The 25,529-nt window shown below is 68.1% G+C and carries 22 protein-coding genes and 3 pseudogenes; 14 read left to right on the forward strand and 11 right to left on the reverse strand.

The window, feature by feature from the left end:
* The first annotated feature begins 73 nt into the window (after nucleotides 1-73).
* Nucleotides 74-565 carry a DUF3280 domain-containing protein gene (locus tag C7T91_RS21170; protein WP_108260990.1) on the forward strand — a complete coding sequence of 164 codons (492 nt, stop codon included), beginning with the start codon at nucleotides 74-76 and terminating at the stop codon, nucleotides 563-565.
* A 10-nt stretch (nucleotides 566-575) separates the two neighbouring features.
* Nucleotides 576-1,115, forward strand: coding sequence for an SRPBCC family protein (locus tag C7T91_RS21175; RefSeq protein WP_108261670.1), 540 nt, complete (start codon nucleotides 576-578; stop codon nucleotides 1,113-1,115).
* 100 nt (nucleotides 1,116-1,215) lie between these two features.
* On the opposite strand, the gene C7T91_RS21180 is transcribed toward C7T91_RS21175, so the two are convergent.
* On the reverse strand, nucleotides 1,216-2,013 hold the full coding sequence (locus C7T91_RS21180) for an efflux RND transporter periplasmic adaptor subunit (RefSeq protein WP_161556035.1): 798 nt from the start codon (nucleotides 2,011-2,013) through the stop codon (nucleotides 1,216-1,218).
* 10 nt (nucleotides 2,014-2,023) lie between these two features.
* A complete protein-coding gene (locus C7T91_RS21185; protein ID WP_330848879.1) occupies nucleotides 2,024-3,574 on the reverse strand; it encodes a hypothetical protein in 1,551 nt (516 codons plus the stop codon).
* A 10-nt stretch (nucleotides 3,575-3,584) separates the two neighbouring features.
* Here C7T91_RS21185 and C7T91_RS39790 point away from each other — a divergent pair, with 10 nt between their 5' ends.
* Nucleotides 3,585-4,085 (forward strand): pentapeptide repeat-containing protein, encoded by a 501-nt coding sequence (locus C7T91_RS39790; RefSeq protein ID WP_407943328.1) that lies wholly within the window; start codon nucleotides 3,585-3,587, stop codon nucleotides 4,083-4,085.
* Nucleotides 4,086-4,195: 110 nt separating this feature from the next.
* Nucleotides 4,196-5,487 (forward strand): annotated as a pseudogene (gene serS / locus C7T91_RS21195) (serine--tRNA ligase).
* Nucleotides 5,488-5,539: 52 nt separating this feature from the next.
* Here the strand turns inward: serS and C7T91_RS33735 are convergent.
* Together C7T91_RS33735 and C7T91_RS21205 are read right to left on the reverse strand one after the other, a co-directional pair.
* Complete coding sequence (locus C7T91_RS33735) at nucleotides 5,540-6,625, reverse strand: FAD-dependent oxidoreductase (protein WP_236638394.1); 1,086 nt, start codon at nucleotides 6,623-6,625, stop codon at nucleotides 5,540-5,542.
* Nucleotides 6,622-7,452 carry an IclR family transcriptional regulator gene (locus C7T91_RS21205; protein WP_108260994.1) on the reverse strand — a complete coding sequence of 277 codons (831 nt, stop codon included), beginning with the start codon at nucleotides 7,450-7,452 and terminating at the stop codon, nucleotides 6,622-6,624. The genes C7T91_RS33735 and C7T91_RS21205 overlap by 4 nt, the downstream gene beginning before the upstream one ends.
* 139 nt (nucleotides 7,453-7,591) lie before the next feature.
* Here C7T91_RS21205 and C7T91_RS21210 point away from each other — a divergent pair, with 139 nt between their 5' ends.
* The 7 genes and pseudogenes from C7T91_RS21210 to C7T91_RS21240 form a co-directional block, all read left to right on the forward strand.
* Entirely contained in the window at nucleotides 7,592-8,587 is a 996-nt protein-coding gene (locus C7T91_RS21210; protein ID WP_108260995.1) for an FAD-dependent oxidoreductase, read from the forward strand.
* A gap of 667 nt (nucleotides 8,588-9,254) precedes the next feature.
* Nucleotides 9,255-10,298, forward strand: coding sequence for an IS110 family RNA-guided transposase (locus C7T91_RS21215; protein ID WP_236638395.1), 1,044 nt, complete (start codon nucleotides 9,255-9,257; stop codon nucleotides 10,296-10,298).
* 731 nt (nucleotides 10,299-11,029) lie between these two features.
* The gene (gene tnpA / locus C7T91_RS21220; RefSeq protein ID WP_108260996.1) at nucleotides 11,030-11,422 is read left to right on the forward strand and encodes an IS66-like element accessory protein TnpA; all 393 of its coding nucleotides are present in this window, start codon (nucleotides 11,030-11,032) and stop codon (nucleotides 11,420-11,422) included.
* Nucleotides 11,419-11,769 carry an IS66 family insertion sequence element accessory protein TnpB gene (tnpB, locus tag C7T91_RS21225; RefSeq protein ID WP_108260997.1) on the forward strand — a complete coding sequence of 117 codons (351 nt, stop codon included), beginning with the start codon at nucleotides 11,419-11,421 and terminating at the stop codon, nucleotides 11,767-11,769. The genes tnpA and tnpB overlap by 4 nt, the downstream gene beginning before the upstream one ends.
* 58 nt (nucleotides 11,770-11,827) lie before the next feature.
* Nucleotides 11,828-13,480 (forward strand): IS66 family transposase, encoded by a 1,653-nt coding sequence (tnpC, locus tag C7T91_RS21230; protein ID WP_108260998.1) that lies wholly within the window; start codon nucleotides 11,828-11,830, stop codon nucleotides 13,478-13,480.
* Nucleotides 13,477-13,890, forward strand: coding sequence for a P-loop NTPase family protein (locus C7T91_RS33740; RefSeq protein ID WP_108260999.1), 414 nt, complete (start codon nucleotides 13,477-13,479; stop codon nucleotides 13,888-13,890). Before tnpC ends, C7T91_RS33740 begins: the two co-directional genes overlap by 4 nt.
* Nucleotides 13,887-16,049 (forward strand): annotated as a pseudogene (locus tag C7T91_RS21240) (RNA degradosome polyphosphate kinase); the annotation flags it as partial. The gene C7T91_RS33740 and the pseudogene C7T91_RS21240, both read left to right, overlap by 4 nt.
* Before the next feature lie 462 nt (nucleotides 16,050-16,511).
* Here the strand turns inward: C7T91_RS21240 and C7T91_RS21245 are convergent.
* From C7T91_RS21245 to C7T91_RS21260, 4 genes are all read right to left on the reverse strand, one after another.
* Entirely contained in the window at nucleotides 16,512-17,645 is a 1,134-nt protein-coding gene (locus C7T91_RS21245) for an AI-2E family transporter (protein ID WP_108261674.1), read from the reverse strand.
* Nucleotides 17,646-17,664: 19 nt separating this feature from the next.
* Nucleotides 17,665-18,672 carry a hypothetical protein gene (locus C7T91_RS21250; protein WP_108261000.1) on the reverse strand — a complete coding sequence of 336 codons (1,008 nt, stop codon included), beginning with the start codon at nucleotides 18,670-18,672 and terminating at the stop codon, nucleotides 17,665-17,667.
* A gap of 1,128 nt (nucleotides 18,673-19,800) precedes the next feature.
* Nucleotides 19,801-20,085: a hypothetical protein gene (locus tag C7T91_RS21255; RefSeq protein WP_108261001.1), complete on the reverse strand. Its 285-nt coding sequence runs from the start codon at nucleotides 20,083-20,085 to the stop codon at nucleotides 19,801-19,803.
* Between the two features lie 30 nt (nucleotides 20,086-20,115).
* Nucleotides 20,116-20,568 (reverse strand): hypothetical protein, encoded by a 453-nt coding sequence (locus C7T91_RS21260; RefSeq protein ID WP_108261002.1) that lies wholly within the window; start codon nucleotides 20,566-20,568, stop codon nucleotides 20,116-20,118.
* 53 nt (nucleotides 20,569-20,621) lie between these two features.
* Here C7T91_RS21260 and C7T91_RS21265 point away from each other — a divergent pair.
* Nucleotides 20,622-21,113, forward strand: a pseudogene (locus tag C7T91_RS21265) (glutamine-synthetase adenylyltransferase); the annotation flags it as partial.
* A gap of 334 nt (nucleotides 21,114-21,447) precedes the next feature.
* Here C7T91_RS21265 and C7T91_RS21270 read toward each other — a convergent pair.
* Both C7T91_RS21270 and rpoH read right to left on the reverse strand, forming a co-directional pair.
* Nucleotides 21,448-22,005 (reverse strand): hypothetical protein, encoded by a 558-nt coding sequence (locus C7T91_RS21270; RefSeq protein ID WP_108261004.1) that lies wholly within the window; start codon nucleotides 22,003-22,005, stop codon nucleotides 21,448-21,450.
* A 199-nt stretch (nucleotides 22,006-22,204) separates the two neighbouring features.
* The gene (gene rpoH, locus C7T91_RS21275; protein ID WP_108261005.1) at nucleotides 22,205-23,101 is read right to left on the reverse strand and encodes an RNA polymerase sigma factor RpoH; all 897 of its coding nucleotides are present in this window, start codon (nucleotides 23,099-23,101) and stop codon (nucleotides 22,205-22,207) included.
* A gap of 294 nt (nucleotides 23,102-23,395) precedes the next feature.
* Here rpoH and C7T91_RS21280 point away from each other — a divergent pair, with 294 nt between their 5' ends.
* Nucleotides 23,396-24,124: a nucleotidyltransferase domain-containing protein gene (locus C7T91_RS21280; RefSeq protein ID WP_161556036.1), complete on the forward strand. Its 729-nt coding sequence runs from the start codon at nucleotides 23,396-23,398 to the stop codon at nucleotides 24,122-24,124.
* A gap of 10 nt (nucleotides 24,125-24,134) precedes the next feature.
* Here the strand turns inward: C7T91_RS21280 and C7T91_RS21285 are convergent, their stop codons facing one another.
* Nucleotides 24,135-25,169: a pseudouridine synthase gene (locus C7T91_RS21285; RefSeq protein WP_108261007.1), complete on the reverse strand. Its 1,035-nt coding sequence runs from the start codon at nucleotides 25,167-25,169 to the stop codon at nucleotides 24,135-24,137.
* On the opposite strand from C7T91_RS21285, the gene C7T91_RS21290 reads away from it, so the two are divergent.
* A complete protein-coding gene (locus tag C7T91_RS21290; protein ID WP_108261676.1) occupies nucleotides 25,168-25,473 on the forward strand; it encodes a DUF6476 family protein in 306 nt (101 codons plus the stop codon). The genes C7T91_RS21285 and C7T91_RS21290 overlap by 2 nt on opposite strands.
* Nucleotides 25,474-25,529: the final 56 nt, after the last annotated feature.

Here is a 25,529-nt window from a genome sequence, read left to right on the forward strand (position 1 = left end):
CCACGGGCCTCGCGAACCCAACCTATACCTTTGGCCGAGTTGCCGCACCCCCTGTGACCGCTACCATGCCGCCATGTTCCGCGTGACCGCCCTGCTAATCTCCCTTGCCGCCGCCGGTGCCGCCCTGGCCGGGCCCGCGCCGGAGAAAGGCGCGACCGTGGCGTTCCTGGGCATCCATCTGATCAACACCTCGCCGCTGCCGCTGCGCCCGGAAGAAACCGCGCGCAAGGCCATGCTGGAGGAGCAGGTGCGCGCGCGCTTCGCCGAGGAAGGGCTGGAGCTCGTCGATCTGGCGCCCGTCGCGGAAGAGCTGGACCGGGTGGCGAACCCGGCCAACTGCTATGGCTGCGACGTGCGCATGGCGCGCAAGCTCGGCGCCGATTACGTCGCGGTCGGCGAGGTGCAGAAGGTGTCCGAGCTGATCCTGTCGATGAACCTGGTGCTGCGCGAGACCGGCGAGGGCCGGATGGTCCGCGGCCGCAGCGTCGACATCCGCTCCAACACGGATAACTCCTGGTCAAGGGGCATCCGCTACATACTGAATACCGAGATCTTCAAGGAATGAGGGAGGCATGATGCGCATTCCAAGGATACTCGCGCTGGTGGCGGGGCTTCTGATCCCCGCCATGGCGCTGGCCCACGGCCCGTCGCGGCAGAAAGTGACGCTGACGACCGAGGTCGCCGCGGCCCCGGCCGAGGTCTGGGCCGTGATCGGCAACTTCCAGGACATGGGCTGGCATCCGGCGATCTTCTCGACCACCGGTGAGGGCGGCAACGAGATCGACGCCACCCGCCAGCTGGTGCTGGGCGAAGACGGCGGTCCGACCATCGACGAGCTGCTCTACAAGTACGACGACGCCAAGATGACCTATTCCTACCGCATCGATCAGGTCGATGTCGCGGTGCTGCCGGTCACCAACTATTCCTCGCATCTGACGGTCAAGCCGCTCGACGGCGGCGGCTCGCAGATCGAATGGCGCGGCGCCTTCTACCGCGGCGATCCGCTGAACGATCCGCCCCCGGAGCTGAACGACGAAGCCGCGCTGGCCGCGGTGACCGCCGTCTACCAGGCCGGGCTCGACGCGCTGACCGAGCGGTTCGGTGCGGCGCAGTAGCCTCCGGGCCGCCCTGCTCTGCCTCGCCGCGCTTCCGGAACTGCGGTCATCAGTTGATTTGTGCAACAGCGCCCATCAGCGCCCCTGACCGGACATCAATCTAGTTTCCAGCTTCAAACTCCAGGGTGCAGCGCAGTCCTGACGGAAGGCGGTGATCCCGATTTTCCAAGGTCAGCTCGACGCCGAAAGTGCCGCTGGCAATGTCGAAAGCCGAGTCGACAAGGCTGATCTCGGCGGCGATCGGCGTGTCGAACGGCGCCTGCGGATACACCGTTGCGCCTGCCGCCGCCATGACCATCGGGTAGGACTCGACCGGCACGAACGCGTGCACGGTGAGTGTGGAAAGATTGGCCAGTTCCAGGATGATCGCCCCGTTGGCAACCAGCGCCCCCGGATCGAGCGTCTGCTGCACCACTGTGCCGGCGAACGGGCTGCGGACAGTCTTCAGCGCCAGGACCGCCTTGGCCCGGTTCACTTCGAGCGCGGCGAATTCCAGGTCCTTCTGCGCGGTTTCAAGTTCGTTCCTGGCGATGATGAACTCCGTTTCGGCACGTTCCAGTGCCTCTGCGGTGGTCGCCTTGCGGTCGAAGAGCTGCTGCGCCCGGTCGAGCCGGTTCTCGTAGAACTCGCGCCGCCCCTCTGCCGTCTGCAGCGCGGTCCGGTTCGCGGCGCGGGCGCGCGAAATGGCAAGGTTGGCAGCTTCGACTTCGGACTTCAGCCGCGCCAGCACCTGACCTTCGGCGACGCGCTCCCCCGGGCTGACCAGCACCTCCTGCAGGATGCCGTCCACGGCGGTGGTGACGGCGACCTTGAGCGACGGCTGGACCGTGCAATCCAGCGGCGCGGCAAGTGCCGGCGGCGCAAGGATGGCGAGCAAGGCGGTTGGCAGGGTTTTCATGATGGTCAGCCTAGTCATTGTTGCCCGTGAATCCGAAGGCCTGTTCCATGGCCGTTTCCCATCGCATCCGCGCGGCGCGGTAGCGGGCCGCAGCGCGGCGTTCGAGCCGGTCCGAATGCGACAGGGCCAGAGCCACGAGCCGCGCGGACGGCCAATGGAGGCGCTTGCGCAGCTTCAAGCCGAACTGGCCGCGCACGGCAGCAATCGCAGGATCGTCCCAGGCCGCATGGAGTTCGATATCGGCGCCCGGCCGGGCGCGCCAGACGGCATCCATCTTCGGCACCCGCCAGCGGGCGGTCTCGGCAGCGGCGAAAAGCACAGGCATGTCCCCGGAGGCGAGCAGGTCCTCGATCTCCTCGGCCCTGACGGCAATTTTCGCGGCAGCGCGCAGTTCGGAGGGCAGCCTGGACAGGAGGGCCTCTTGCGACGGCGAAGCGAAGGGAGCGACCAGCGCCACCTTGCCGCCGCCTGCACTCAGGTCACGCACCCGCTCCGTTATCCGGCGCCAGCGCATCGTGTCATCGGCATGGGGCTCAAGCAGGACCTTGCCGCGGCGGACTGGCCGCAACGAAGCGATGCGATCCGCGGTCAGCGCATGGACCTGCCACAAGGCGCGGCCGAGGCCCGGAGCCGGCGCGGAGACGCCCGCCAGGTGGCGGTAGCGGTTCAGCACGCGGCTCAGCGACACTTCGCTGACGATTTCGCTCCGAGGATCCCGGTCGCCCGCCTTGGCCTGGACCAGGCTTGCGGCCGAAACGAGGCTGCCCCGCGACAGGCGCTCTGCACGAGCCGGGTCGGACAGCTTGGGCACGCCGTTGATCATCGCGTAATCCTTGTGCTGGTTCATCCCGTGAAGGACGGTCAGCGCGGACCCAATCGTTTTCTCGCGCCAGGCTGCCACTGCCCAGGCCGGGCCGAAGGACAGTGCAAGGCGTTCGGCGCGTCGCCTGCCCTCCGCGGTCAGGGCAGCGTCTCCCAGCCCGGCCAGGTCGAAATCCGTGCCGCGGCGCATCCGCATTGCCAGGATCATTGCTTCGGCCGCGACACTGGCTTCGTTCACGAGGTCGACCTCGTCCTTGAGATGCACGGGGCGCCCCGCGGCTTCCATTGCGACATCGGCAAAGCTGTCGACCAGCACCACGCCGAGCGGACCGCAGAGATGGGCCTGCCGCGCGGCGGTTCCATCCGCCAGCACATGCGCCAGATACCGGGCTCCGGACCGGTGGGTCAGTCCCGCCCGGCTGTCGCGGAGGTGGTCGGTGGCCACCTGCAGGATGCCGGCCGCCACGACCGGCGCGCCATAGCATCTGCGCCGCAAGTCGTTCGGCGCATCTTCGGGAATGGCGGCAATCGGCATTTTCATCGCAGCGAAAAAGGCTGCCGCGGCATCGCGGAATTCCTGCGCCATCGCCGGGACGGCGAAAAGGAGGTGTACGCGGTGCCCCTGCCGGGCGAAGGCCAGGGCGGCAACGGCCAGGGCGGCGCGGCGCACTTCGGCCTCCTCGGCAATCGCAACCTGGCCGCGCAGCAACGCTGCGGCGGCCAGCGCCGCAGACTGCAGTCATCAGCTGATTTGTCCAACAACGCCACGTGCCGATCTCCGTGACGGCGCTTTTTCCGACGTTCGGCTTGCGCGCTCACGACTCGATGGCGCCGAACTTGGTGGTGCAGAGCTCCGAGGAGCCAACTTGTGGCAAGCTTCGCCAATCGGCTGCCAATTACAGAATACTGACCTCCGCGACACTGAACTTCGCGGCACAAATTTCCAAGGTGCGAACTTCAAAAGCTCTCTTCTTGGGGGCATCTTCCGTCATCAACGGCCGGAAGATGCGGACGAGAATACAAAATCGTCACTCTCCAAAAACAGCTTACGGGGCGCGGCCTTTCGAGATTGCGATCTCAGACGCTTGTCTATCGATGAACATGACCTCCAGAAAGTTCTCGAAGACACATTCGTAAAACTGGATTTTCCGCATCCGCAGCATTGGGTGGCCCCGCAAAGGCGTGACGACTTCTATCGGGAATGGGTACAGTTCCAACGTAGTATTTGGTATCAATCCGTTAACCTTTGACCGTGCATCTCCTATCCAAAGAAGTTCAAGCCTCTGACCGCGGCCATCCTGCCCTTGGCGCTGGCCGCGGGATCGTCTAGGAGACCGGCAAACCACCCCCGGAGGCCCCTATGCACGACATCCGCATGATCCGCGACAACCCTGCCCAGTTCGACGCCGCCATGGCCCGCCGGGGGCTCTCGGGCGTCTCGGAGCAGGTGCTGGCCCTCGATGCCGACCGCCGTGCCAAGATCGCCGCCGCCGAGGCCGCGCTGGCCGAGCGCAACGCTGCCTCGAAAGAAGTAGGCAAGGCCAAGGCCTCGGGCGACGAAGCCGAGTTCGAGCGGCTGCGCGCCCTCGTCGCCGCCAAGAAGGAAGAGATCGCCAAGCTCGAAGCCGAGGCCAAGGCCGAGGACGAGGAGCTGCGCAACCTCCTGATGACGCTGCCGAACATCATGTCGGACGAGGTGCCCGAGGGCCCGACGAAAACGACAACAAGGAACTCCGCCGGATCGGCACGCCGAAGACCTTCGCCTTCAAGCCGGTCGAGCATTTCGAGATCGCGGGCGTCAAGGCCGGCATGGATTTCGAGACCGCCGCGCGGCTTTCCGGCTCGCGCTTCGTGGTGCTCAAGGGCGCGGTCGCGCGCATCCACCGGGCGCTAGCGCAGTTCATGCTCGACACCCATGTCGACGTGAACGGGCTGGAAGAGACCTGGACGCCGGTCCTCGTGCTCGAGGAGATGCTCTACGGCACCGGCCAGCTGCCGAAATTCGGCGAGGACAGCTACCAGACCCGCGAAGGCTGGTGGCTGGTGCCGACCGCCGAGGTGACGCTGACCAACACCGTCAACGGCATGACCGTCGAAGAAGCCAGCCTGCCCCGCCGCATGGTCGCCCATACCCAGTGCTTCCGCTCCGAGGCCGGGAGCGCCGGCCGCGACACCTCGGGCATGCTGCGCCAGCACCAGTTCGAGAAGGTCGAGATGGTCTCGATCGTCAAGCCGGACGAGAGCCGCGCCGAGCATGACCGCATGACCGCCTGCGCCGAGGACATCCTGGAGCGGCTGGCCCTGCCCTTCCGCACCGTGGTGCTCTGCTCGGGCGATATTGGCTTCGGCGCCATCAAGACCCATGACCTCGAGGTCTGGCTGCCCGGCCAGGACACCTATCGCGAGATCAGCTCGGTTTCCAATTGCGGCGACTTCCAGGCGCGGCGGATGAATGCCCGCTTCCGTCCCGCCGAGGGCGGCAAGCCGGAATTCATGCACACGCTGAACGGTTCGGGCCTGGCGGTCGGACGCACGCTGATCGCGGTTCTGGAGAACGGCCAGACCGAGGATGGCGGCGTCGAGCTTCCCGAGGCGCTGCATGCCTATCTGGGCGGCAAGACCCGCCTGACGCCCGAGGGCACGCTGGCCTGAGGCCGGGCGCGTCCCGAAAAGCTTGGACACGGCGCGTCCTCCCCTGTACCAGTTAACCATTGGTCAAGGGGAGGACGCGATTTGGACGGAACCGAGTCCGGAGCGGCGGAAGAGCCGCAGCACGACCCCGCCGCCGAGCCCCAAGCGGCGGAACCGGCGCAGCAGACCAGGCTCGACAGGCTGCGCGCCAAGCTGCGCCGCCTGAAAGGCGAGGACCCCGATATCTATCCGATGTTCTGAGCCCGCGATGCGGATCGCCGTGACGGTCGCGATGGCAGGGCTCTACTATCTGGCCTTCTGGCCGGGCGCGCTGCTGTGGCGGCGGTTCCGCCGCGATCCGCTCCGACTGGCGCCTGCGCCGGAGGCCGAAAGCTTCTGGCAGCCGCCGCCGCGCCAACCCCGGCTGGCCGGGCGGATTGCCCGGTGAAGATCCTCGGCCTCTCCGCCTTCTACCATGACAGCGCCGCCGCACTGGCGGAGGATGGCCGGATCGCCGCATGCTGCGGCGGTGAAGCGCCAGGTCGCGGCCATGGCGCAGGAGCCGCCCCGCGACATAGAGCGCGGCGCCGGGCTTGCGGGTGGCGTCGAAGAACTGCCGGATGTCCTTGCCAGAGGCGATGCCCATCCCCGCGAGCGAGATCACGCCCAAGGGCGGGCGCAGCCGCTTGATCCAGGGGCCGAGCGCGCGGCCGTCATAGGGCGCGGCGCAGACCGAGCGGCCGCCGCCGAGCGCGCCGGGGCTGTCGGTGAAATCGGGCACCAGGTTGCCGTCGATCCAGTCGACCTCGGTCTCGTCGCGGAAGAAGCGGATCGCCTCGGGGCCGGTCTCGAGGTACTGGGCGATGCGCGGATCGCCCGCGCGGTTGCCCATGATCCCGGCGAGATACTGCATCGGGCCGGAGAGCGGCTCGTCGATCCCGGCCTCGGTGGCCAGCGGGTTGCGAGGCACCCAGAGCCAGCCGCCCGACCAGGCGCTGGTGCCGCCGAAGACCGGCGCCTTTTCCAGCACCGCGGCCTTCAGGCCCAGATGGGCGGCGGTCACCGCCGTGGCGAGGCCGCCGGCACCGGAGCCGACCACCAGCAGGTCGTATCCGGCGCCGTCCTGGGGACGGGATTCGGTCTGGCTCATGTCGGTCATGCCTTCTTCTGGGGCTGTGCCATCGGAGACTCCGGGGCATACCAGCGCGAGAAATTGCGCCCGGCGCGGCTGGCCTCGGCCAGCTCGGCCGCGGTCTCCTGCAGCTCGGGCAGGAAATCGCGCAGCAGTTCCGGAGTGGCTCGGGCGGCCGGCCCGGCGATCGAGACGGTGCCGATCGGCACGCCGGTCTCGGGATGGCGGATCAGCACCGCGATCGCCGCCATGCCCAGCATGAAGCTGTTGGCGTTGAGCGCGTAGCCGTCCTTGCGGGCGGTCTGGATGATCTTCATCAGCTCGGCGACGCTGCCCGGCGCCGAGACCCCCGATCCGCCGGTCTTCTCCAGTCCCTGGCGCATCGCCGCGGCGATTGCCTCGTCATCGGTCATGCCCGACAGCCAGGCCTGGCCGCCTGCGGCGGAGGCGAGGTGGATGACCTGGCCGTGCTCGGCCTCGGGGTCGTAGCGCAGCCCCGAGGTCGCGCCCTGCGAGACGCCGACCCAGACGAGTTTCTCGCCGTCCGACAATGCCATCCGCACCAGTTCCCGCGTCGACTGCGCCAGCCGGTCGAGAATCGGCTGGCTGAGATCGGGGATGCCGGTGCGGGCGAGGAAGCTCAGTCCCGAGGTCGCGAGCTTCAGCGTCAGGCAGTAATCGCCGTGATTCCGCGTCTGGCGGGCATAGCCCAGCGTTTCCAGTTCCTTCAGCAGGCGGTGGACCCCCGAGGGCGGCAGGTCCAGAGCCTTGGCGATATCGGTGACGGCCGCCCCGTCGGGATGCTCCGCGAGGAAGCTGATCACCGAGAGTCCCTTCTCCAATGCGCTGCTCATGGTCGTCCTCATTGTTCCGCGATGGGGTTACGTTATCGAATAGGAATCAAAAAAGGAAGGAAATTAAAAAGTGGAAGTTCATTCCATTTTTTGAGATGGTGAGGACAGGCGGCGATTCGCCGGGGAAAAGGAGGAGCCCATGCCAGACATCACCATCGACCGCGCGGCCCCCGTCTATGACGTGGCGGTGATCGGCTCGGGGGCGGCGGGCCTCGCGGCGGCGGTCTTTGCCGCGCTCGACGGCGCGAAGGTCCTGGTCGTGGAGCGCACGGACCATGTCGGCGGCACCTCGGCGCTGTCGGGCGGCACGGTCTGGGCGCCGATGACCCGCACCGGCGCCACGGTGAATGGCGGCGACAGCCGCGCCGATGTCTCGGCCTTCCTCGACAGCGCGGTCGGCAATTTCGGCGACAAGGCGATGCGCGAGGCCTTCCTCGACGCCGCCCCCGAGGCCATCGCCACGCTGGAGGACCGCACCAAGGTCGCCTTCCGGCCCTGTCCGAAGCATCCCGACTATGAATGGGACCATCCGCATCCGACGCTGAACGGCCGCGCCATCGAGCCGGTGCCCTACGACACCCGCGCGATGGGCAAGCTGCGCGAGCTGGTGCGCCCGCCGATCGCCGAATTCACCGTGCTGGGCGGCATGAATATCGACCGGATCGACATCGGCCACCTGCTGAACCGCTACAAGTCGCCGGCTTCGTTCCTGCATGTGGCCAAGCTGGTCGCACGCTACATGCATGACCGCGCCCGCTATGGCCGCCATGCCCGCCTGGTGATGGGCGCGGCGCTGATCGGGCGGCTGATCGACACGGCGATGGATCTGGGCATCGACCTGGTGCGCAGCACCTCGGTCGCCGCGCTCGACAGCGATGCGGGCGAGGTCACCGGGCTCCAGCTCTCCGCGGGCGGCCGCACGGCAAGGGTCGCGGTCAAGGGCGGGGTGATCCTCGCCACCGGCGGCTTCGGCCGCTCTCAGGCCCCATCACCCATTTTCAGCCATAGCTCTGGAAAAGAGGCTAGTGGGTCGCGGGCCCTTCCCACTGATGGAAAATCGTGGCTAGCGAAACTGAGCTTTGCTTTGCTCGCCACGCACAGAGATCTTCCCGACCGAGCGAGGCAGTCAGCCTGATGGCGAATGGGCCGTGGCACAAAGATATATGTCTCTCGAAACCGTCGCCCGCGTCACCGAAAACCAGAGCATCAGGCTGCCAGCCGTGACCTCCTGATCAAATTTTGCAAAGGGCACTTTTTGGTCATCCATGCGCTGAGCAAGGAAAAGTCGGCTGTCCGTCCACCTCGACCAATGCTGCACGGCGTACGAACGCCCGAAAAGGGGCTCTCAGCAGCCTTGCGGCAGCGCGGAACCTTGGCGCTGGGGACGATAGCTTATCGGATGAGACCGTGCGACGCCGAGGGGCGGAACCTGCCGCTCGCCCTCAGCATCCCGAGCGCCTCCACCCAGCTCTTTTCCAGCCGACTGCGGCGGCCGCCTGTCGCCGCGCAGAGGCTTGCTGGCGCCACACTTAGGCGGACGTGCGCACAGCCAAGGCGGGCGCGCAACGCGGAGTCGCCATGGCGCGCACCAGCGATTCATGTTAGCCGCCACCTCTGCCATGAGCGCGCGCAGCTCCATCATCAGTTTGGCCATCCGGGCGCCCCCGGTTCTGTCGAACCGGTGGCGTTCACCGAATGGACACCGAAAGCTACACCACCACTTAGCGTAATCGCCATGTCCCACCCACTGCATGTCGTAGTGCATGATGGGTTGCAGCCCGGCAAGCAGCCGGGATCCGAACATGGAGGCGACGATGAACTTATTTGCTGCGCTTGATGTCTCGCAAGGCCTGACGGCGATCTGCGTGGTCGACGGCGCGGGTGCCGTCCTGGCCGAAGCCAAGGTGCAGACCTGTCCCGAGGCGATCACGGAATGGCTGTCACGGCACGCCGGGGAGGTCGAACGGGTCGGCATGGAAACGGGGCCGCTGGCCGTCTGGCTCTGGAATGCGCTGACGGAGCGCGGGCTGCCGGTCGTCTGCCTCGATGCCCGCCATGCCAATGGCGTGCTGAAGATGATGCCGAACAAGACCGACAGGTTGGACGCCCGGGGCCTCGCGCAGATCGTCCGGACGGGTTGGTTCCGGGCGGTGCAGATCAAGAGCCACGACGCCTATGTGAACCGTGCCCTGCTGACGGCACGGGACACGCTGGTCGGCATGCGCGTCAGGCTCGAGAACGAGGTCCGCGGGCTCCTGAAAACCTTCGGCGTGATGTTCGGAAAGCGGGTCGGCGGCTTCAAGCGCCGGGCGGAAGAGATCATCGCAAGGGATCTCGCGGTCTCGCCAGAACTCGTGCCCGTCTTCGAGGCCCTGATGCGGGCCAGGCGGGACGTCCTGGCCAGGATCGCAGATCTGGACCGCCGGATCCGGGCGATTGCCAGATCGCACCAGACCGTCCGGCTGCTGATGACAACGCCTGGCGTCGGGCCGATTACTGCGATGGCAGTCGTCGCGGCTTTCGACGATGCCGGGCGGTTCCGCCGTTCGTCGAGTGCCGGGGCCTACCTTGGCCTGACGCCGCGCCGCTACGAGTCGGGCGAAATCAGCCGGAATGGGCGCGTCTCGAAGCGCGGCGATGCCTTCGCGAGGAAATGCCTCTTCGAGGCGGCGAACGCGATCTACTGCCGGAAACTTGGCGGTTCGCGCCTGCGTGACTGGTCCAAGGGCATCGCGGAACGCACCGGACCGCGGAAGGCGAAGGTCGCGCTGGCAAGGAAGCTGGCGGTGACCCTGCATGCAATGTGGCGCACAGGTACGCCGTTCCGGGAGGAGGTCGCGGCCTGAACGACCCAGGTCCTCAACGCTGACTTCGCCACACCCGAATGCGTCCAGCCGGGACGCGCGGCGAGGGCAAGATCGTTCCCAGGACAGCGGACTTGACCGCGCACAGCACTTCGATCTGCCCGACCCTGAACGCAAACATGCGGCACCCATCGCGGTGACCGCGGAGAGAACCAAAGAGCCCGGCACGCAGAAGGACCGCGAGGAGATCAGCGCTTGACCAAGGCGATTAGAGAACGCCCCGGGACATGATCCTTCTGCCCGCCGAAATCTCGCATGGGCAGCCGCGCCAGCCCGAGGTCGGGGCGTCCATTTGCGCCGCGAGGGCATGATCGGAGCAGGGCCATGGCAGCTGCGCCCGCCGCCTGAACCGGCGGTTCCCGTAGCGGAAGCCTCCGGATCCAGCGGGTGCTGTGCCGCAGGGACGGCGACCCTGCCTGCGCCGGGAACAGAGCTGAGCCGCCGGCAATTTCCGCTCCGCCGGGGCGGCGAGGCGGGGTTTCCATCTATGGCCGCCCGCTTCCCGCCGCGCGTCCGCCTTTCCAGCCAGTGCGGTGCAGGCCTGCGCCCTTCCGTCATCGGTCCGGGGAGGTCCCGCTGGCTGTCGGGCCGCGCCACCCGGGCTCTGCCGCCCTCCGGAGCGGCTACCGCCGCCGCAGCAGGGTGGAGATATGGTATCCCTGCGGTGAGGGCCGTCTTCCGAGGTCTGTGACGCCCGTCTAAGAGCATGCCTTATGGCATGCGCTAAGGTTATTTCGCAATTTGAGCTCCTGGGCCCCGGTGATGCCGGGCGTCGGCGGGAGTGGTCTGACGAGGAGAAGATCCGGATCGTCGAGGAGAGTTTCCGCGGCCATCGCCAGGGATCGGCGACGGCGCGGCGGCACGGGATTTCGCGGTCGCTTCTGACGCTCTGGCGGCGGGCCTATCGCGAGAACAGTCTTGTCGCATCGCCGGAGGGGTTCATGGCGGTGTCGATCGCGCCCGATCCGGCGGCCGGAGCGATGAGCGGCGCTGACGCCGACGCGCGGATCGAGATCGTGCTGACCAACGGCCGGCGGATCCTCGTGCCCGCCGGGGTCGACCCCGGCAGCCTGGCCCGGCTGCTGCCGGTGCTGGAGCGGGCATGATCGCGTTTCCGGCCAGGGTGAAGGTCTGGATCGCGGGCGGCGTGACCGACATGCGCTGTGGCATGAACAGCCTGGCGATCAAGGTTCAGCAGGGTCTCGGCCGGGACCCGCATGGCGGCGAGATCTTCTGCTTCCGCGGGCGCAGGGGCGACCTGATCAAGCTCCTGTGGCATGACGGGGTCGGCATGTCGCTCTATGCCAAGCGGCTGGAGGCCGGGAAGTTCATCTGGCCGGTCAGCGAGGGCGGCACGTCCGTGGCGATATCGGCAGCGCAGCTGGGCTATCTCCTGGAAGGGATCGACTGGCGCAATCCGCGCTGGACGCAGAGGCCTGGAAAGGCCGGATAACTCTCTGGCTTCAGGTGATTTTCCTTTGCCCCTGCGAGGGTCGTGATAGACTTTCCGCATGACCGATGCCGCTGCCGAAATCGCCCGCCTGCGTGCCGCCCTCGCGGCTGCGGAGACACGCGCCGCAGCGGAATCCGGACGGGCGGACACGGCCGAGCGCGAACTGGCTGGCGCGCGCGGGTTGGTCTCGGCGGCCGAGGCCGCAATCCAGCATCTCCGGCTGGAGATCGCCAAGCTGCGCCGCGCCCAATACGGGAACAGCTCCGAGCGCCGCGCCAGGCTGATCGACCAGATGGAGATGCAGCTCGAGGAGCTCGAGGCCTCTGCCACCGAGGACGCGATCGCCGCCGGGAAGGCGGGGAAGACCACCACCGTTGCCGCCTTCGAGCGCCGCCGCCCGGCGCGCAAGCCGTTCCCGGAGCACCTGCCGCGCGAGAAGGTGGTGATCGAGGCGCCGACCGCCTGCGCGTGCTGCGGCTCGGCCCGGATCGCGAAGCTGGGCGAAGACGTCACCGAGACGCTGGAGGTCATCCCGCGCCAGTGGAAGGTGATCCAGACCGTCCGCGAGAAGTTCACCTGCCGGGATTGCGAGAAGATCAGCCAGGCGCCCGCGCCGTTCCATGCGACGCCGCGCGGCTGGGCCGGTCCGAACCTGCTGGCCACGGTCCTGTTCGAGAAGTTCGGCCAGCACCAGCCGCTGAACCGCCTGTCCGAACGCTTTGCCCGCGAAGGCGTCGAGCTCAGCGTCTCGACCCTGGCAGATCAGGTGGGCGCCTGCGCGGCGGCGCTGGGACCCATCCACGAGCTGATCCGGGCCCATGTCCTGGCGGCGGAACGGCTGCACGGCGACGACACCACGGTGCCGCTGCTGGCGAAGGGCGGCACGGTCACGGCGCGGCTCTGGACCTATGTGCGCGATGACCGCCCCTTCGCGGGCGGCGCGCCCCCGGCGGCGCTGTTCTTCTTCTCGACCGACCGCGAAAAGACCCATCCCAACGGCCACCTGGCGGGATGGACCGGCATCCTGCAGGCCGACGCCTATGGCGGCTACAACGATCTCTACCTCGGGGACCGTGCCCCGGCGCCGGTGGCCAGCGCGCTCTGCTGGGCACATGCGCGGCGCAAGTTCTTCGAGCTTGCCGACATTGCCGGACAGGTCCGCAAGAAGCGCCCCGCGCACGAGATATCGCCCATGGCGCTGGAGGCGGTGTCCCGGATCGACGCGCTGTTCGACATCGAGCGAGAGATCAACGGCATGCCTGCAGACGAGCGCCTTGCCGCGCGACGGGACCTTGCCCGACCTCTGGTCACGGGCCTGCACGACTGGCTGGCATCGGAACGCGGGCGGATGTCACGGCACGCGCCCGTCGCCAAGGCGATCGACTACCTGCTGCCCGGCGACCGCTGGGCCGCCTTCACCCGCTTCCTCGACGACGGCCGCATCTGCCTGACCAACAACGCGGCGGAGCGATCGCTCGGGGGCGTCGCCCTCGGCCGGAAATCCTGGCTCTTCGCAGGTTCCGGACGCGGCGGCGACAGGGCGGCCTTCATGTACACGCTGATCGTGACGGCGAAGATGAACGGCATAGATCCACAGGCCTGGCTTGCCGACGTGCTGGCGCGGCTGCCGGACACCAAGGTCTCGCGCGTGCCGGAGCTTCTGCCCTGGAACTGGACGCCACAAAGCGCCTTGTCACGCAAGGTCGCATGACCGCGGCCATCGCCGACCTCGGCCAGCCGCTCCTGGTCACCGGGCGCGGCGCGGTGCGCGACTGGGGCCTGACCCTGCCGGACCTGTCGAGCCGCCTCACCGCCGCGGCGCAGCTGCGGGTGTCCAATCCCGACATGGACACGCTCAGAATGGTGCTGATCAAGCTTTTTTCCGACCGCCAGCTTGCGGTTCAGCCGGAGACGGTGGAATATGCGCTCCACCGGATGGAACGGTCCTTTGCCGCCGCCTCTGCGCTGGTGGCCGCGCTGGACCAGACCAACCTGCTCCGGAACCGCCGCATCGACCGCAGCATGATCCGCGAGATCCTGACACAAGAACAAGAGGGACCTGATCCCCGAGGAGGCCCAGAATTAATATCGCCTTTCCACCCGCCGACCCCGCGGTCCTGAACACCGCAGATTTCCTGAATGCCGATTTTCCCGAGCCGACCGAGCTTGCCGGATTCGATCCCGAGAGCCCCGGACGCTTCTTCAACCGCGAACTGAGCTGGCTGGCCTTCAACTGGCGCGTTCTCGAAGAGGCCGGCAATCCCGACGTGCCGCTTCTGGAACGGCTGCGCTTCGTCTCGATTTCCGCGAACAATCTCGACGAATTCTACACGGTGCGCGTCGCAGGCCTGCGCGAGCTGGCAAATTCCGGCATTACCAATCCGGCCGCCGACGGGCTGACCCCGGCCGAGCAGCTGGCGCTGATCGATGCCGATGCCCGCGCGCTGATGCAGGAGCAGCAGCGCTGCTGGAACCTGCTGCACAAGGAAATGGAGGCCGAGGGCATCGTCGTGGTGAACCGCAAGGGGCTCAATGCCGCCGACCGGACCGTGATGGAGCAGCATTTCCTCTCCCAGGTCTTCCCGGTGCTGACGCCGCTGGCCGTCGATCCCGCGCATCCCTTCCCCTTCATCCAGAACGGCGGCTTCGCGCTGGCGCTGATGCTGGAACGGCGCAGCGACAAGCGCCACCTGCGCGCACTGCTGCCGGTGCCGGGCCAGGTGCCGCGCTTCCTCGCCCTGCCGCCCGACCGCTCGCGCCGCCAGCGGTTCCTGCCGCTCGAAGAGCTGCTGCTGCTGCATGTCGAGCATCTCTTCCCCGGCTACGACCTGATCGGCGACTGCGCCTTCCGGATCCTGCGGAACTCGGATCTCGAGGTCGAGGAAGAGGCCGAGGATCTGGTGCGCGAATTCGAGGTGGCGCTGAAGCGCCGCCGCCGCGGCGAGGTCATCCGCATGAAGATCTCGGCCGGCGCGCCGGAGGAACTGCGCCGGATGATCATCCATGAAACCGGCCTGAAGGACGGCGAAGTGGTCGACATCAAGGGGATGATCGGCGTCGTCGACCTGAAGGAGCTGGTTCTGGACAACCGGCCCGACCTGCTGTGGCCGTCCTACACGCCGCGCGTGCCGGAACGGGTGCAGGATTTCGACGGCGACATCTTCAGCGCGGTCCGCCAGAAGGACATGCTGCTGCACCACCCCTATGAAAGCTTCGACATGGTGGTGCGCTTCCTGCAGCAGGCGGCGCGCGACCCGAACGTCCTGGCGATCAAGCAGACGCTCTACCGCACCTCGCGCGACAGCCCGATCGTGGCGGCGCTCTGCGAGGCAGCCGAGGACGGCAAGTCGGTCACCGCGCTGGTGGAACTCAAGGCACGCTTCGACGAGGCCGCGAACATCCGCCAGAGCCGGATGCTGGAACGCGCCGGCGTGCATGTCGTCTACGGCTTCACCAACTACAAGACCCATGCCAAGATCAGCTCGGTGGTGCGCCGCGAAGGCGACCGGCTGGTGACCTATTCGCATTACGGCACCGGCAACTACCACCCGATCACCGCGCGCATCTACACCGATGTCAGCCTCTTGACCTGCGACGAGGCACTGGGGCGCGACGCCACGCGGATCTTCAACTACCTCTCGGGCTACGCCAAGCCCGACACGCTCGAGAACCTGAAGATCAGCCCCCACACGCTGAAGCCGTTCCTGTTGGAGGCGCTGGAGCGCGAGGCGCTGCATGCCGCCCAGGGCCGCCCCGCCGAGGTCTGGGCCAAGCTCAACGCGGTGATCGACCCCGAGGTGGTGGACGCGCTCTACAAGGCCAGCCAGGCCGGCGTGAAGATCAGCCTGGTGGTGCGCGGCATCTGCGGCGTGCGGCCGGGCATCAAGGGGCTCAGCGAGAACATCCGCGTCAAGTCGATCGTCGGCCGGTTCCTCGAGCATTCGCGGATCGTCTGCTTCGGCAATGGCGGCGGGCTGCCCTCGGATGCGGCGCGGGTCTTCATCTCCTCGGCCGACTGGATGGGGCGCAACCTGAACCGCCGGGTGGAGACGCTGGTCGAGATCCACAACGACACGGTGCGCGACCAGATCGTCGAGCAGGTGATGGCCGCCAACCTGCGCGACGAGGCGCATAGCTGGGTGCTGATGCCCGACGGCAAGTTCCTGCGCCCGGACACCGCGCGGGCGCCGGGCGCCTTCAGCTGCCACGACTTCTTCATGAAGACGCCGTCGCTTTCGGGCCGCGGCTCGGCGGGGATCGGCGACGTGCCGCAGCTGACGCTGCCGCAGGAGATCCGCCCCGGCAACGACCCCGAGCGCGCGCCGCTGGCCCGCGACGCCGCGCCCGGTGACCAGGAGCGGCTGGCCGAGGTCGCGCGCCTGGTTGAACAGGTGGAAGGCGATCTGCTCGCGGATCGCGTCCCCGGCCAGCTCATGCGCGTCCTCCAGAACCACCGCGGGGCGCTCGGCGGCGCGCGGCACGCTGTCGGCGGCCAGCCGTCCGGCGGCGAGCATCAGGGCGCCGGTCTCCTGCGCGAAGACCTGCGCCAGATGGGTCTTGCCGACATTCGCCGTCCCGGTCAGCACCCGCGGTTCGCCGTCCCAGAAATCCGAGGTCAGGATCTCCGAGAGGGCTTCGGTGTTGCAGGGGCCCTCGAAGAAGCTGCCGCGCGTCATGCAGACCGTGCCGGAAAGCACGTCGAGGACAAGCTGGGGTTCGGCGGCGTCGGTCATCGGGCGGGGTCAGGGGCTTTCTGCCGGGTCGGTCCTGTCCTCGAGGGGCGCGGAGGGCTGCGGGGCGGGGGCGCCGGGGCGCCGGGTCAGCGCCTCGTAGCCGAGATAGAGTCGTCCGGTCTTGTACTGGTCGACGAAGAACCGAACAAGAACGCCGATCATCGCGGCCAGCGGCACGGCGACCAGCAGCCCGACGAAGCCGAAGATTGCGCCGAAGACCGACAGCGCCAGCAGCAGCCAGACCGGGTGCAGGCCGACCGAGTCGCCGACGAGCTTGGGCGTGATCAGGTTGCCTTCGAGGAACTGGCCGAGGAAGAACACCCCGGCCACGACGCCGATCATCAGCGGCGTGTCCCAGAACTGGACGATGGAGACGCCGATGGCGAGGACGCCGCCGAGGATCGCGCCGACGAAGGGGATGAAGGTGACGATGCCCGCCAGCGTGCCGATCAGCATGCCGAAATTCAGCCCGGCCAGCATCAGCCCGACTGCGTAATAGACCCCCATGATCAGGCAGACCGTGCCCTGTCCGCGCACGAAGCCCGACAGCGTGTCGTCGATCTCGGCGGCGATGCGGCGGATCACGGGGGCGTGGTCGCGCGGCAGCAGCTCGTCGATGCGCGCGATCATCCGGTCCCAGTCGACCAGCAGGTAGACCGACACGACCGGCACGATGACGATCAGCGTCAGCACGTTGACGAAGCTCACCGCCGAGGAGAGCGCGGTGTTCAGCAATTCGCCGCCGCGGGATTTCAGCGTCTCGATCACGGAGGACAGGCCCTGCTGCAGCGCCGAGCCCTCCTGCAGCTGCTCGGGGAAGCGCGCGGCGAGGAAGTCGCGGAAGGATTGCAGGTAGCCCGGCAGCGCCTCGACGAAGGAGACCGACTGGCTGACCAGAGAGGGGATGATCAGCAGGAGGCAGATCACGAAGAGCAGGAGCGCAACCAGCGAGATCACCGCGACCGACAGCGCCCGGCTCAGCCCCGCGGCCTCCAGCCGGTCGGCCACCGGGTCGAGCAGATAGGCAATCGCCGCGCCGATCACGAAGGGCAGCAGCTGCGGTCCGAGGAACCACAGCACGGCCAGGGTCAGGACGGCGGCGACACCCCAGATTTTCGTCTGGGTCTTGGAGGGCAGGGCCATGAAACCTCTCGTTAACTGGCTACGCGTCGGGCGCCGGCAACTGGCGCCCCTGCACGGGACTATAGCGGGAAGTTCGCGTCCGGGCAGGGGAAGTTTGCGCGCAGCCGCGCCGCCGGCGCCGCTGGAGCACGCGGTAGAAGCCGCTGTTGCGGCGGTTTGCCATCCTCTCGAAATTCTTGCTGCAATTGAACTTGGCATCGACCAGCAGCGCCGAGGGGAGCAGCTCCTCGACGATCTCCCCGACGCCCATGACCTCCTTGGTCACGAAGCGGCAATAGTCGTTCACGCCGAAGAGATGCGGCTTGAACCCGCCGGGATTGGCATGTTCGCGCAGCGCCCCGAGGGCAATTTTCTTCTTCTTCGGCCCGGCTTCGACGAAGAGCGACTGCCGCTCCTGCTTCGGCATCTTCTCGCCGCGCAGCTCGGCAAGCAGCGCCAGGATGGCCGCGGTATTCCTGTGGTCCCGCGTGAAGTGGTCGACGGCCGCCGCCTGGAAGCAGGCGGTGATGAAGGCGCAGCAGGTCGTGCCGCTGGTCTTGCTGAACCCGGTCCGCATCCTCGTGGCCCATTTGAAGGCGCGGTAGAGCGCGTCGAATTCGAAGGGCGCGCTGGCATCCTGGTGCAGCCAGGCTTGGACGCCCGAATAGCGGCTCATGTCGGCGCCGGTCTCGGTCGTCCGGTTGCAGGAATGTCTGGTGACGGGGTCCTTGGCGTCCTTGCGGGTTACCTTGCCCGTCGCGCTCCGGCTATGTGCCCAGTGGGTCGCGAATTCCACGCCGTTGGCGAGCCGAGCATCCTGCGGCTTGCAGAACCGGAAGGCATTGCCGTTCACCTCTTCCATCTTCAGATCGACGTCCTCGCAGTAGACTCCGGGCTCGACCGAGGCGGCGTGGATCACCTCGATCCTGCGTTCTTCCCGGGCGGCGCGGTTGAGCGCGACCGCATCCGCATGGAGCTTCGGGCCGGAAACGACCATGGTGTGGTGGTACTTGCCCTTGCGGAAAGGGGCGTCGCCGCGCTTGTTCATTCTTCCCCCGCTGCCGGAGTCCCCGAACTTCGACCGTTGGAAGCTGGAAATTGGCCGGGAGACGGGAGACGGGAGACGGGAGACGGGAGAACGTGCCGGCCCGCATGCCAAGCGTCAAGGCAAAAAGGCAAATGCCTGGGTCCGGCCACACCCGGCGCAGCCCCCATGCGCTCCCTGCTGCCATCCTCCGGTTCTGCCTGCGTGCCAAGCCAAGGACGGCACATCCCTCCCGCTTGCGGAGCTCTCCTTCCGGCCGATGCCTCCCCGGCGATCTGCCATGCCCGGGTCCCGGCACATGCCCGCTTGACCGTACAGCTCTTTGCCCAGGTCGCCGGAGCCGCCGATGCCTACGCCGCAACGGCGCCGAGGCGTTGCCCTGCCTGCCGGAAAGCAGACAGGAAGGCAGCCACGCGCCCCCGGCGCGGATCGCGCCTCAAATCCGGCCTGCGCTGCACGGCAATGCCGCGCCCCTCCCGTCTCCCGCGTCCGTCTCCGGGCCGCCGATCGAAGGGCAGACATGCCCTGCCGCACCAGCCCCACGGGCCCAGCGCATGCGGCCCCGTCCCCGACGCACATCCCCCTGTTATGGGCAACCGTGCGGGCAACGATGGCAGGGATCAGCCGCGCATCGCGCTTGGAGCACCCGCTTTCTCCGAGGACCACCGTTCACCCAACCCTACCCCCTGTTGCGCCAGCCGCGGCTTATGCCGTGCGCGACTGGCGCAAGATCCACCCCGACCGGCCCAGCGCGGCTGTCTTGGCTAGGCCCCCCGGCGTCCGCAGTCGCTGCGGGTCGGCAGTCCCCGCCCCATGCAGCGGCGCCAACGCACGCCGGTCGCCTGGCCAACTGCCGTCACGTGGCAGGAGTGGCGTCCCGCCCTCCGCGACGCTCCATCCTCCCCCGGGGCAGGACAGCCAGTCCGTGCCGGGCTTGCACGTCCCGGGCTGTAGACCGGCGCAATCGGGCGGCGAGCAGGACAGGACAGGCGACATGTCCCAACACAGATCCGCAGGCCCGGCGCAAAATGCACGGCAGCCGGTCAGCGCAGACTGATCGACAGGACGGGAAGGCAGCCCGGCACGGACAGCGGCACCGGCATGCAGGGATCGGGAAGGGCGGCGGGGAGCTCAGGCGGCCGCGCCGGTATTCCGGTTGCGGCGGCGGCGGCGCGGGGCGGGCGCGTTTGCCAGTCCCTTCGCCAAGATGCGCGTCATCGGATGGTCGGGCGCCCCGGTCCCGTGCAGCTCGAGAAGCGCACGCAGGGCGAGGCAGGGCTCCACCCCCTCGGGGATGGACAGCGACCAGTCCAGGAACATCGCCCGGCAGTCGGACAGCCCGATGCCGTCGATCCGGTAGGCATCGCGGATCAGGCCATCGGGATCGGGATCAGCTGGAAGCTTGCGAGTCGGCATGGCCTCAAGCTAGCGATCTGCGACAACCTGTCAATCCTGACAGGATTGGACGGCAGCGTCCACGATCTTGGCCGAATGCGCCAGAACCTCGGCGATATGTGCCTCCAGGGAGCCAATGTCCGGCGTTCCCGTGTCCCGCAGGAGCATGTCGCGGCCGCCCTGCCCCAGATGCGCCGGATCGGGCCGCCCCCCGGTCAGCAGCCGGCCCGCCTGCTTGAGCACCCCGAAGAACCGCAGATGGCCGATCAGCTCTTCGGCAACCTCGGGCGCCACGAAGCCCGAGCGCAGCTGCACCTCCGGATCGCGGTCCGGGCAGCCGGTAACCAGCGCGCAGGCCGAGGCCAGGAGCTCGACATCCTGGCGCCCCCCGGGGCCGTTCTCGGTGTCCCAGGGCCCCTTGCGCGGCTTGCCCGCCCGCAGCCGCTCGCGCATGTCCTGCAGATCCGCCAGCACCTTGGCGGCATCGGCCTCCCCGGCAATCACCCCGCGGCGGAACGCCTCGATCTCCTCCGACAGCTCCGGCGCCCCGGCGATAGGAATGGCGGTTCCGGATCGGCGTGCACCTGCTGCGCGGGCTGATCGGCGCGAAGGAGGCGGCGGCCGAGTATTCCGACCTCGCCGAGGCGGTTCTCGAGGTGCTGACCCCTGTGGTGGTGGCGCAGTTCGCCGAGAAGCACGGCACGCTGCCGGGACGCGGCGGCGCGGTGGTGGGCATGGGCTCGCTCGGGGCGCGGAACCTGGCGGCGACCTCGGATCTCGACCTGATCGTGATCTATGACGCGCCCGGGGACGCGATGTCGGACGGGCGCCGCCCGCTCGATGCCCGGACCTACTATGCGCGGCTGACCAAGGCCTTCGTCACCGCGCTGTCGGCACAGATGTCCGAAGGCACGCTCTACGAGGTCGACATGCGGCTGCGCCCCTCGGGGCGGCAGGGGCCGGTGGCGACCGGGTGGGCGGCCTTCAAGAGCTATCAGGAGACGGAGGCCTGGACTTGGGAGCATCTGGCGCTGACCCGGGCGCGGGTGGGCGAGGCCTTCGTCACGTCGGAGGTCGCGGTTCCGGTGCTGCGCCAGCTCCTCGACGAGGCGCTCGCCGCCGCCTGAGCCTGTCCGGCAGGGCGGGATCGTCCTGCCGCAACGGCACCCGGACAGGGTGCCGCCCGACCGCCTTCCGGGCGCCAGGACCTCGTTGCTGCCGACCTGCAGCACGCCGCCCAGATCGCGGGGATGCATCGGCCGGGCCAGCGGCGCGAGCGCGGCGTTGCGGGCCGGGATGGAGGGGGACAGCGGAACGATGTTCATCGCATGCAAGCGGGCGGAAAGCGGCCGCCGCTGCGGCCGCCTGCCGTCCCCGCCGGCCTCAGATGGTGATCGTGCTGGAATTGTTGCGGTCCGGCAGCGCCGTGCCGCTCGAATCCTGCGCGCCGGTATCGCTGGCCGGGTCGCCGCTCGAGGCCATCGTGTAGGTGTTGCCCGAAGCATCCGTGACCTGCATCACCAGCACATAGGCCGATGCGTTGACCTGCACGTTGGGAAACTGGCCGGACACCTCCAGGTCGAACTTGGCATGGCCCTGCACTTTCTGGGTCTGCGAAATCTCGTGGAAGACCTGGTGGATCTCGGATTTGTGCGTCGAGGCATTGGCGCCGAGGCCCAGCCAGCCCCAGAATCCGCTGATGCCGCCGCCGATCGAATAGTCCTTCTTCATCTGCTGGTAGGTGCTCGATTTCTCGAGCGAATGCAGATCGAAATGCATCTTGCCGGTCAGCCGGGCCCAGGCCCCGGCCCCGCCGACGGTCACGCCGACGCCGGACTGCGTGCCGCGGGCGGTCGACACCTTCCAGGAATTGACGTTCGTCGAGCTCGCGGGGGCGATTGCAAGGCTCATGTTCGGGGTCTCGAAAAGCATGTCTTTCATGGCTGTATTCCTCCTGTTTTGCCGGACCGGCCAGCTCCGCGGCCATCCTGGAGCCAGAATGCGCCGCCGCGCCGGAGGATTCTGTGCCCGCGGACACAGAGGCGCGCCGCCACGGAAAATGCTGATCGCGGCGTGAAAAAGCCCCGGCGCGGCGGCCGGGGCTTCTGTGTCGGTCAAGCGTGGGTCAGGCGGAAGATCGTCAGGCGGTGACCCCCATCCCCTTCTCGCGGCCCAGCTCGCGCATCCGCTTCTGCAGCTTCTCGAAGGCGCGGACCTCGATCTGGCGGATGCGCTCGCGGCTGACATTGTAGCGCGCGGACAGGTCCTCCAGCGTCATCGGGCTCTCCTGCAGGCGGCGCTCGGCGAGAATGTCCTTCTCGCGGTCGTTCAGAACCGACATGGCTTCAGCCAGGAGCTCGCGGCGGACCGAGAGTTCGTTGTTTTCCTCGTAGCTCTGCGCCTGGTTGGCATCGGTGTCCTCGAGCCAGTCCTGCCACTGGGTCGAGCCCTCGTCATCGGCGCCGACGGTGGCGTTCAGCGAGGCATCGCCCGAGCTGAGGCGCCGGTTCATCGAGATCACCTCGTCCTCGGACACGTTCAGGTCCTCGGCGATCTTGCGGACATGCTCGGGGCGCAGGTCGCCGTCCTCCAGCGCGCCGATCCGTGCCTTGGCCTTGCGCAGGTTGAAGAACAGCTTCTTCTGCGCCGAGGTGGTGCCCAGCTTCACAAGGCTCCAGGAGCGCAGGATGTACTCTTGAATCGACGCCCGGATCCACCACATCGCATATGTGGCCAGGCGGAAGCCCTTCTCGGGATCGAAACGCTTCACCGCCTGCATGAGGCCGACATTGGCCTCCGAGATTACCTCGGCCTGCGGCAGCCCGTAGCCGCGGTAGCCCATGGCGATCTTGGCGGCGAGGCGCAGGTGCGAGGTGACCATCTTGTGGGCCGCCTCGGTGTCCTGATCCTCGACCCAGCGCTTGGCCAGCATGTATTCCTCTTCCGGTTCCAGCATCGGGAACCGGCGGATTTCCTGTAGGTAACGGTTGAGCCCCTGTTCGGGACTCGGGGCGGGAAGATTGCCGTAGTTGCTCATTGGTCGACCTCCGGGGCCTGATGTAACACGCTTTCACATAAGCTAGAACTGAACCGGTCGGTTTACAAGTCTGCGCGTCCAGCTTTTGGCTGGCATCATTAGCGCATGGCTTGTGCGCATTTGCGAGACTGTGTCACTCTCCTCACCGGCATATGAGGGGATGTAACGGGTGCCCGGGACGCATGTTCCCGGCGGGAGGAACACGGAAATGAAAGCGCGGGACCAGAGCGGCCCCCCCCCCTGCCCGGCGATGCCCCCGCGATCGGCACCGGCCCCGGCGGGCTGATCCGGACGGTGCCGCAGGCCGCCTTCCAGGACGCGTTCCGCCCGCTGCTGGCGGATGCGGAGGCCCGCCTGGCGCCGCGGAGATGCCCGCTGGTCCACAGCGTCTATGTCTATGGCAGCGTCGCCGCCGGGCGCGCCCTGCCGGGCCGCTCCGATCTCGACCTGACGCTGGTGCTGCACGGGCCTGCGGAGGACAGCGCCCGCCAGGAGCTCGAGGCGATCCGGACAGCGCTGGAAGCGGCCCATCCGGTCGTCGCGAAGGTCGATTTCGACATCGGCAGCCTCCGCGATCTCGCCTCGCAGGACAGCGCGATGGCCTGGCGCTACTGGCTGCGCCACCACTGCCGCTGCCTCGCGGGCGCGGACCTTTCGGTCGGCATCCGGCTTTTCCGGCCGTCCAAGGCGCTGGCCCTGGCGGTGAACGGAGATTTCGGGCGGGTGCTGGCGGGCTACCGGGCAGCGCTGGCCCAGGACCCTCCCGAGCCGCAGGCCCGGCGGCTGATGCGGGAGGCCGCGCGCAAGCTGGTCCGCTCGACCAACATGCTGCGCTGCGACAGCGATCCGGACTGGCCGGAGACGCTCGAAGAACATGTCGAGAGAGCCGCGCGCCGCCATCCCGCGCGGGACAGCGACCTGCGCTGGGTCCTCGGCCAGGCCCGCGAACCCGATGCCGATCCCCGCGATTTCGCCCACCGGCTCGGCGATCTCGCGGACTGGATGGAACGCGAACTCCGCTGAGCACCCAGCCTCACCCGGCGGCGGGTTCCGTACGCAGCGCGGCGAGCAGGTCTTCCATGTCCTGCGGCAGCGGCGCGTCGAAGCTCAGATGCGCGCCGGTCGCCGGATGCTCGAAGCCCAGCGTCGCGGCATGCAGCGCCTGGCGCGGGAAGTCCTGGGCAAAGGCACGCGCCGCCTCGGGCATGGTCTTCGGCAGCTTGCGCCGCCCGCCATAGGTGTCGTCGCCCAGCAGGGCATGCCCGGCATAGCTCATGTGGACGCGGATCTGGTGGGTGCGGCCAGTTTCCAGCCAGCAGGTGACCAGCGCGGCGGCGCCGAAATCTTCCTCCACCCGCGCCCGCGTCACCGCGCGCCGCCCGTTCGCCCACATCACCGCCTGCTTCTGGCGGTCGGTGCGGTGGCGGCCCAGCTCGGTGGCGATGCGGATCACCCCGCCCGGCTCCATCGAGATGCCGCGCAGGCCGCGCAGCCGCGGATCGCCCGCATCCGGCACGCCATGCACGACCGCCCGGTATTCGCGCTCGACGGTATGGGCGGCGAATTGCCCGGCCAGCCCGTGATGCGCTCGGTCGGATTTCGCCACGACCAGAAGGCCCGAGGTGTCCTTGTCGATGCGGTGCACGATCCCCGGACGCAGCGCGCCGCCGATTCCCGACAGCGTGTCGGCGCAATGATGCATCAGCGCGTTGACCAGCGTGCCCGAGGGCGTGCCCGGCGCCGGATGCACCACCATGCCGACCGGCTTGTTGACCACGATCAGTTCGTCATCCTCGAAGACGATCTCCAGCGGGATCGCCTCGGGCTTGGCGTCGATCTCCTCGGCCGGGCCGATGGCGATCTCGATCACGTCGCCCTCGGCCACCTTGGCCTTGGGATCGGCGAGGACCTCTCCCGCACGGCGGACCGCGCCTTCGGCGATGAGCTTGGCCAGCCGCGAGCGGCTGAGGCTCTCCTCTTCTGGCACATCCCGCGCCAGCGCCTTATCAAGGCGCGCGGGCGGATCGGCCTGGATCGCAATCTCGAGGAGACGGGACGTGGACGACATGGAGACAACTCCGCAGGACTATCAGGAACCGGCCCCGCTGAAATTCCTCAGGCGGCTGGTGACGGTTCTGACGGGGGTGATGATTCTGGGCCTCATAACCATCATCGGGCTCTTTGTCATGCGCTTCTCGGCGGACAGTGCGAAGATCGCGGTGCCCGCCGAGCTGTCGCTGCCCGCAGGCACCGTGCCGGTCGCGGTCACCGCCGGTCCCGGCTGGCATGCCGTGGTCACCGAAGACAGCCGCATCCTGATCTTCGGCAAGGACGGCGCGCTGCACCAAGAAGTGGCCGTCGACCTGGACTGAGACAGGGCGCGGCGCCCGAGCCGCCGCAAGGGGCCGGAGGCGTCTAGCGGGACATG

The organism is Mangrovicoccus ximenensis (genome assembly GCF_003056725.1).
GTDB classification, from domain to species: domain Bacteria; phylum Pseudomonadota; class Alphaproteobacteria; order Rhodobacterales; family Rhodobacteraceae; genus Mangrovicoccus; species Mangrovicoccus ximenensis.

Excerpts from the sequence above, each read along its gene's own strand:
- C7T91_RS21170 (WP_108260990.1), top strand. The coding sequence starts at position 74 with ATGTTCCGCGTGACCGCCCTGCTAATCTCCCTTGCCGCCGCCGGTGCC.
- C7T91_RS21175 (WP_108261670.1), top strand. The coding sequence starts at position 576 with ATGCGCATTCCAAGGATACTCGCGCTGGTGGCGGGGCTTCTGATCCCC.
- C7T91_RS21180 (WP_161556035.1), bottom strand. The coding sequence starts at position 2,013 with ATGAAAACCCTGCCAACCGCCTTGCTCGCCATCCTTGCGCCGCCGGCA.
- C7T91_RS33735 (WP_236638394.1), bottom strand. The coding sequence starts at position 6,625 with ATGACCGACATGAGCCAGACCGAATCCCGTCCCCAGGACGGCGCCGGA.
- C7T91_RS21205 (WP_108260994.1), bottom strand. The coding sequence starts at position 7,452 with ATGAGCAGCGCATTGGAGAAGGGACTCTCGGTGATCAGCTTCCTCGCG.
- C7T91_RS21210 (WP_108260995.1), top strand. The coding sequence starts at position 7,592 with ATGCCAGACATCACCATCGACCGCGCGGCCCCCGTCTATGACGTGGCG.
- C7T91_RS21215 (WP_236638395.1), top strand. The coding sequence starts at position 9,255 with ATGGAGGCGACGATGAACTTATTTGCTGCGCTTGATGTCTCGCAAGGC.
- tnpA (WP_108260996.1), top strand. The coding sequence starts at position 11,030 with ATGGCATGCGCTAAGGTTATTTCGCAATTTGAGCTCCTGGGCCCCGGT.
- tnpB (WP_108260997.1), top strand. The coding sequence starts at position 11,419 with ATGATCGCGTTTCCGGCCAGGGTGAAGGTCTGGATCGCGGGCGGCGTG.
- tnpC (WP_108260998.1), top strand. The coding sequence starts at position 11,828 with ATGACCGATGCCGCTGCCGAAATCGCCCGCCTGCGTGCCGCCCTCGCG.
- C7T91_RS33740 (WP_108260999.1), top strand. The coding sequence starts at position 13,477 with ATGACCGCGGCCATCGCCGACCTCGGCCAGCCGCTCCTGGTCACCGGG.
- C7T91_RS21245 (WP_108261674.1), bottom strand. The coding sequence starts at position 17,645 with ATGGCCCTGCCCTCCAAGACCCAGACGAAAATCTGGGGTGTCGCCGCC.
- C7T91_RS21250 (WP_108261000.1), bottom strand. The coding sequence starts at position 18,672 with ATGAACAAGCGCGGCGACGCCCCTTTCCGCAAGGGCAAGTACCACCAC.
- C7T91_RS21255 (WP_108261001.1), bottom strand. The coding sequence starts at position 20,085 with ATGCCGACTCGCAAGCTTCCAGCTGATCCCGATCCCGATGGCCTGATC.
- C7T91_RS21270 (WP_108261004.1), bottom strand. The coding sequence starts at position 22,005 with ATGAAAGACATGCTTTTCGAGACCCCGAACATGAGCCTTGCAATCGCC.
- rpoH (WP_108261005.1), bottom strand. The coding sequence starts at position 23,101 with ATGAGCAACTACGGCAATCTTCCCGCCCCGAGTCCCGAACAGGGGCTC.
- C7T91_RS21290 (WP_108261676.1), top strand. The coding sequence starts at position 25,168 with ATGGAGACAACTCCGCAGGACTATCAGGAACCGGCCCCGCTGAAATTC.
- C7T91_RS21285 (WP_108261007.1), bottom strand. The coding sequence starts at position 25,169 with ATGTCGTCCACGTCCCGTCTCCTCGAGATTGCGATCCAGGCCGATCCG.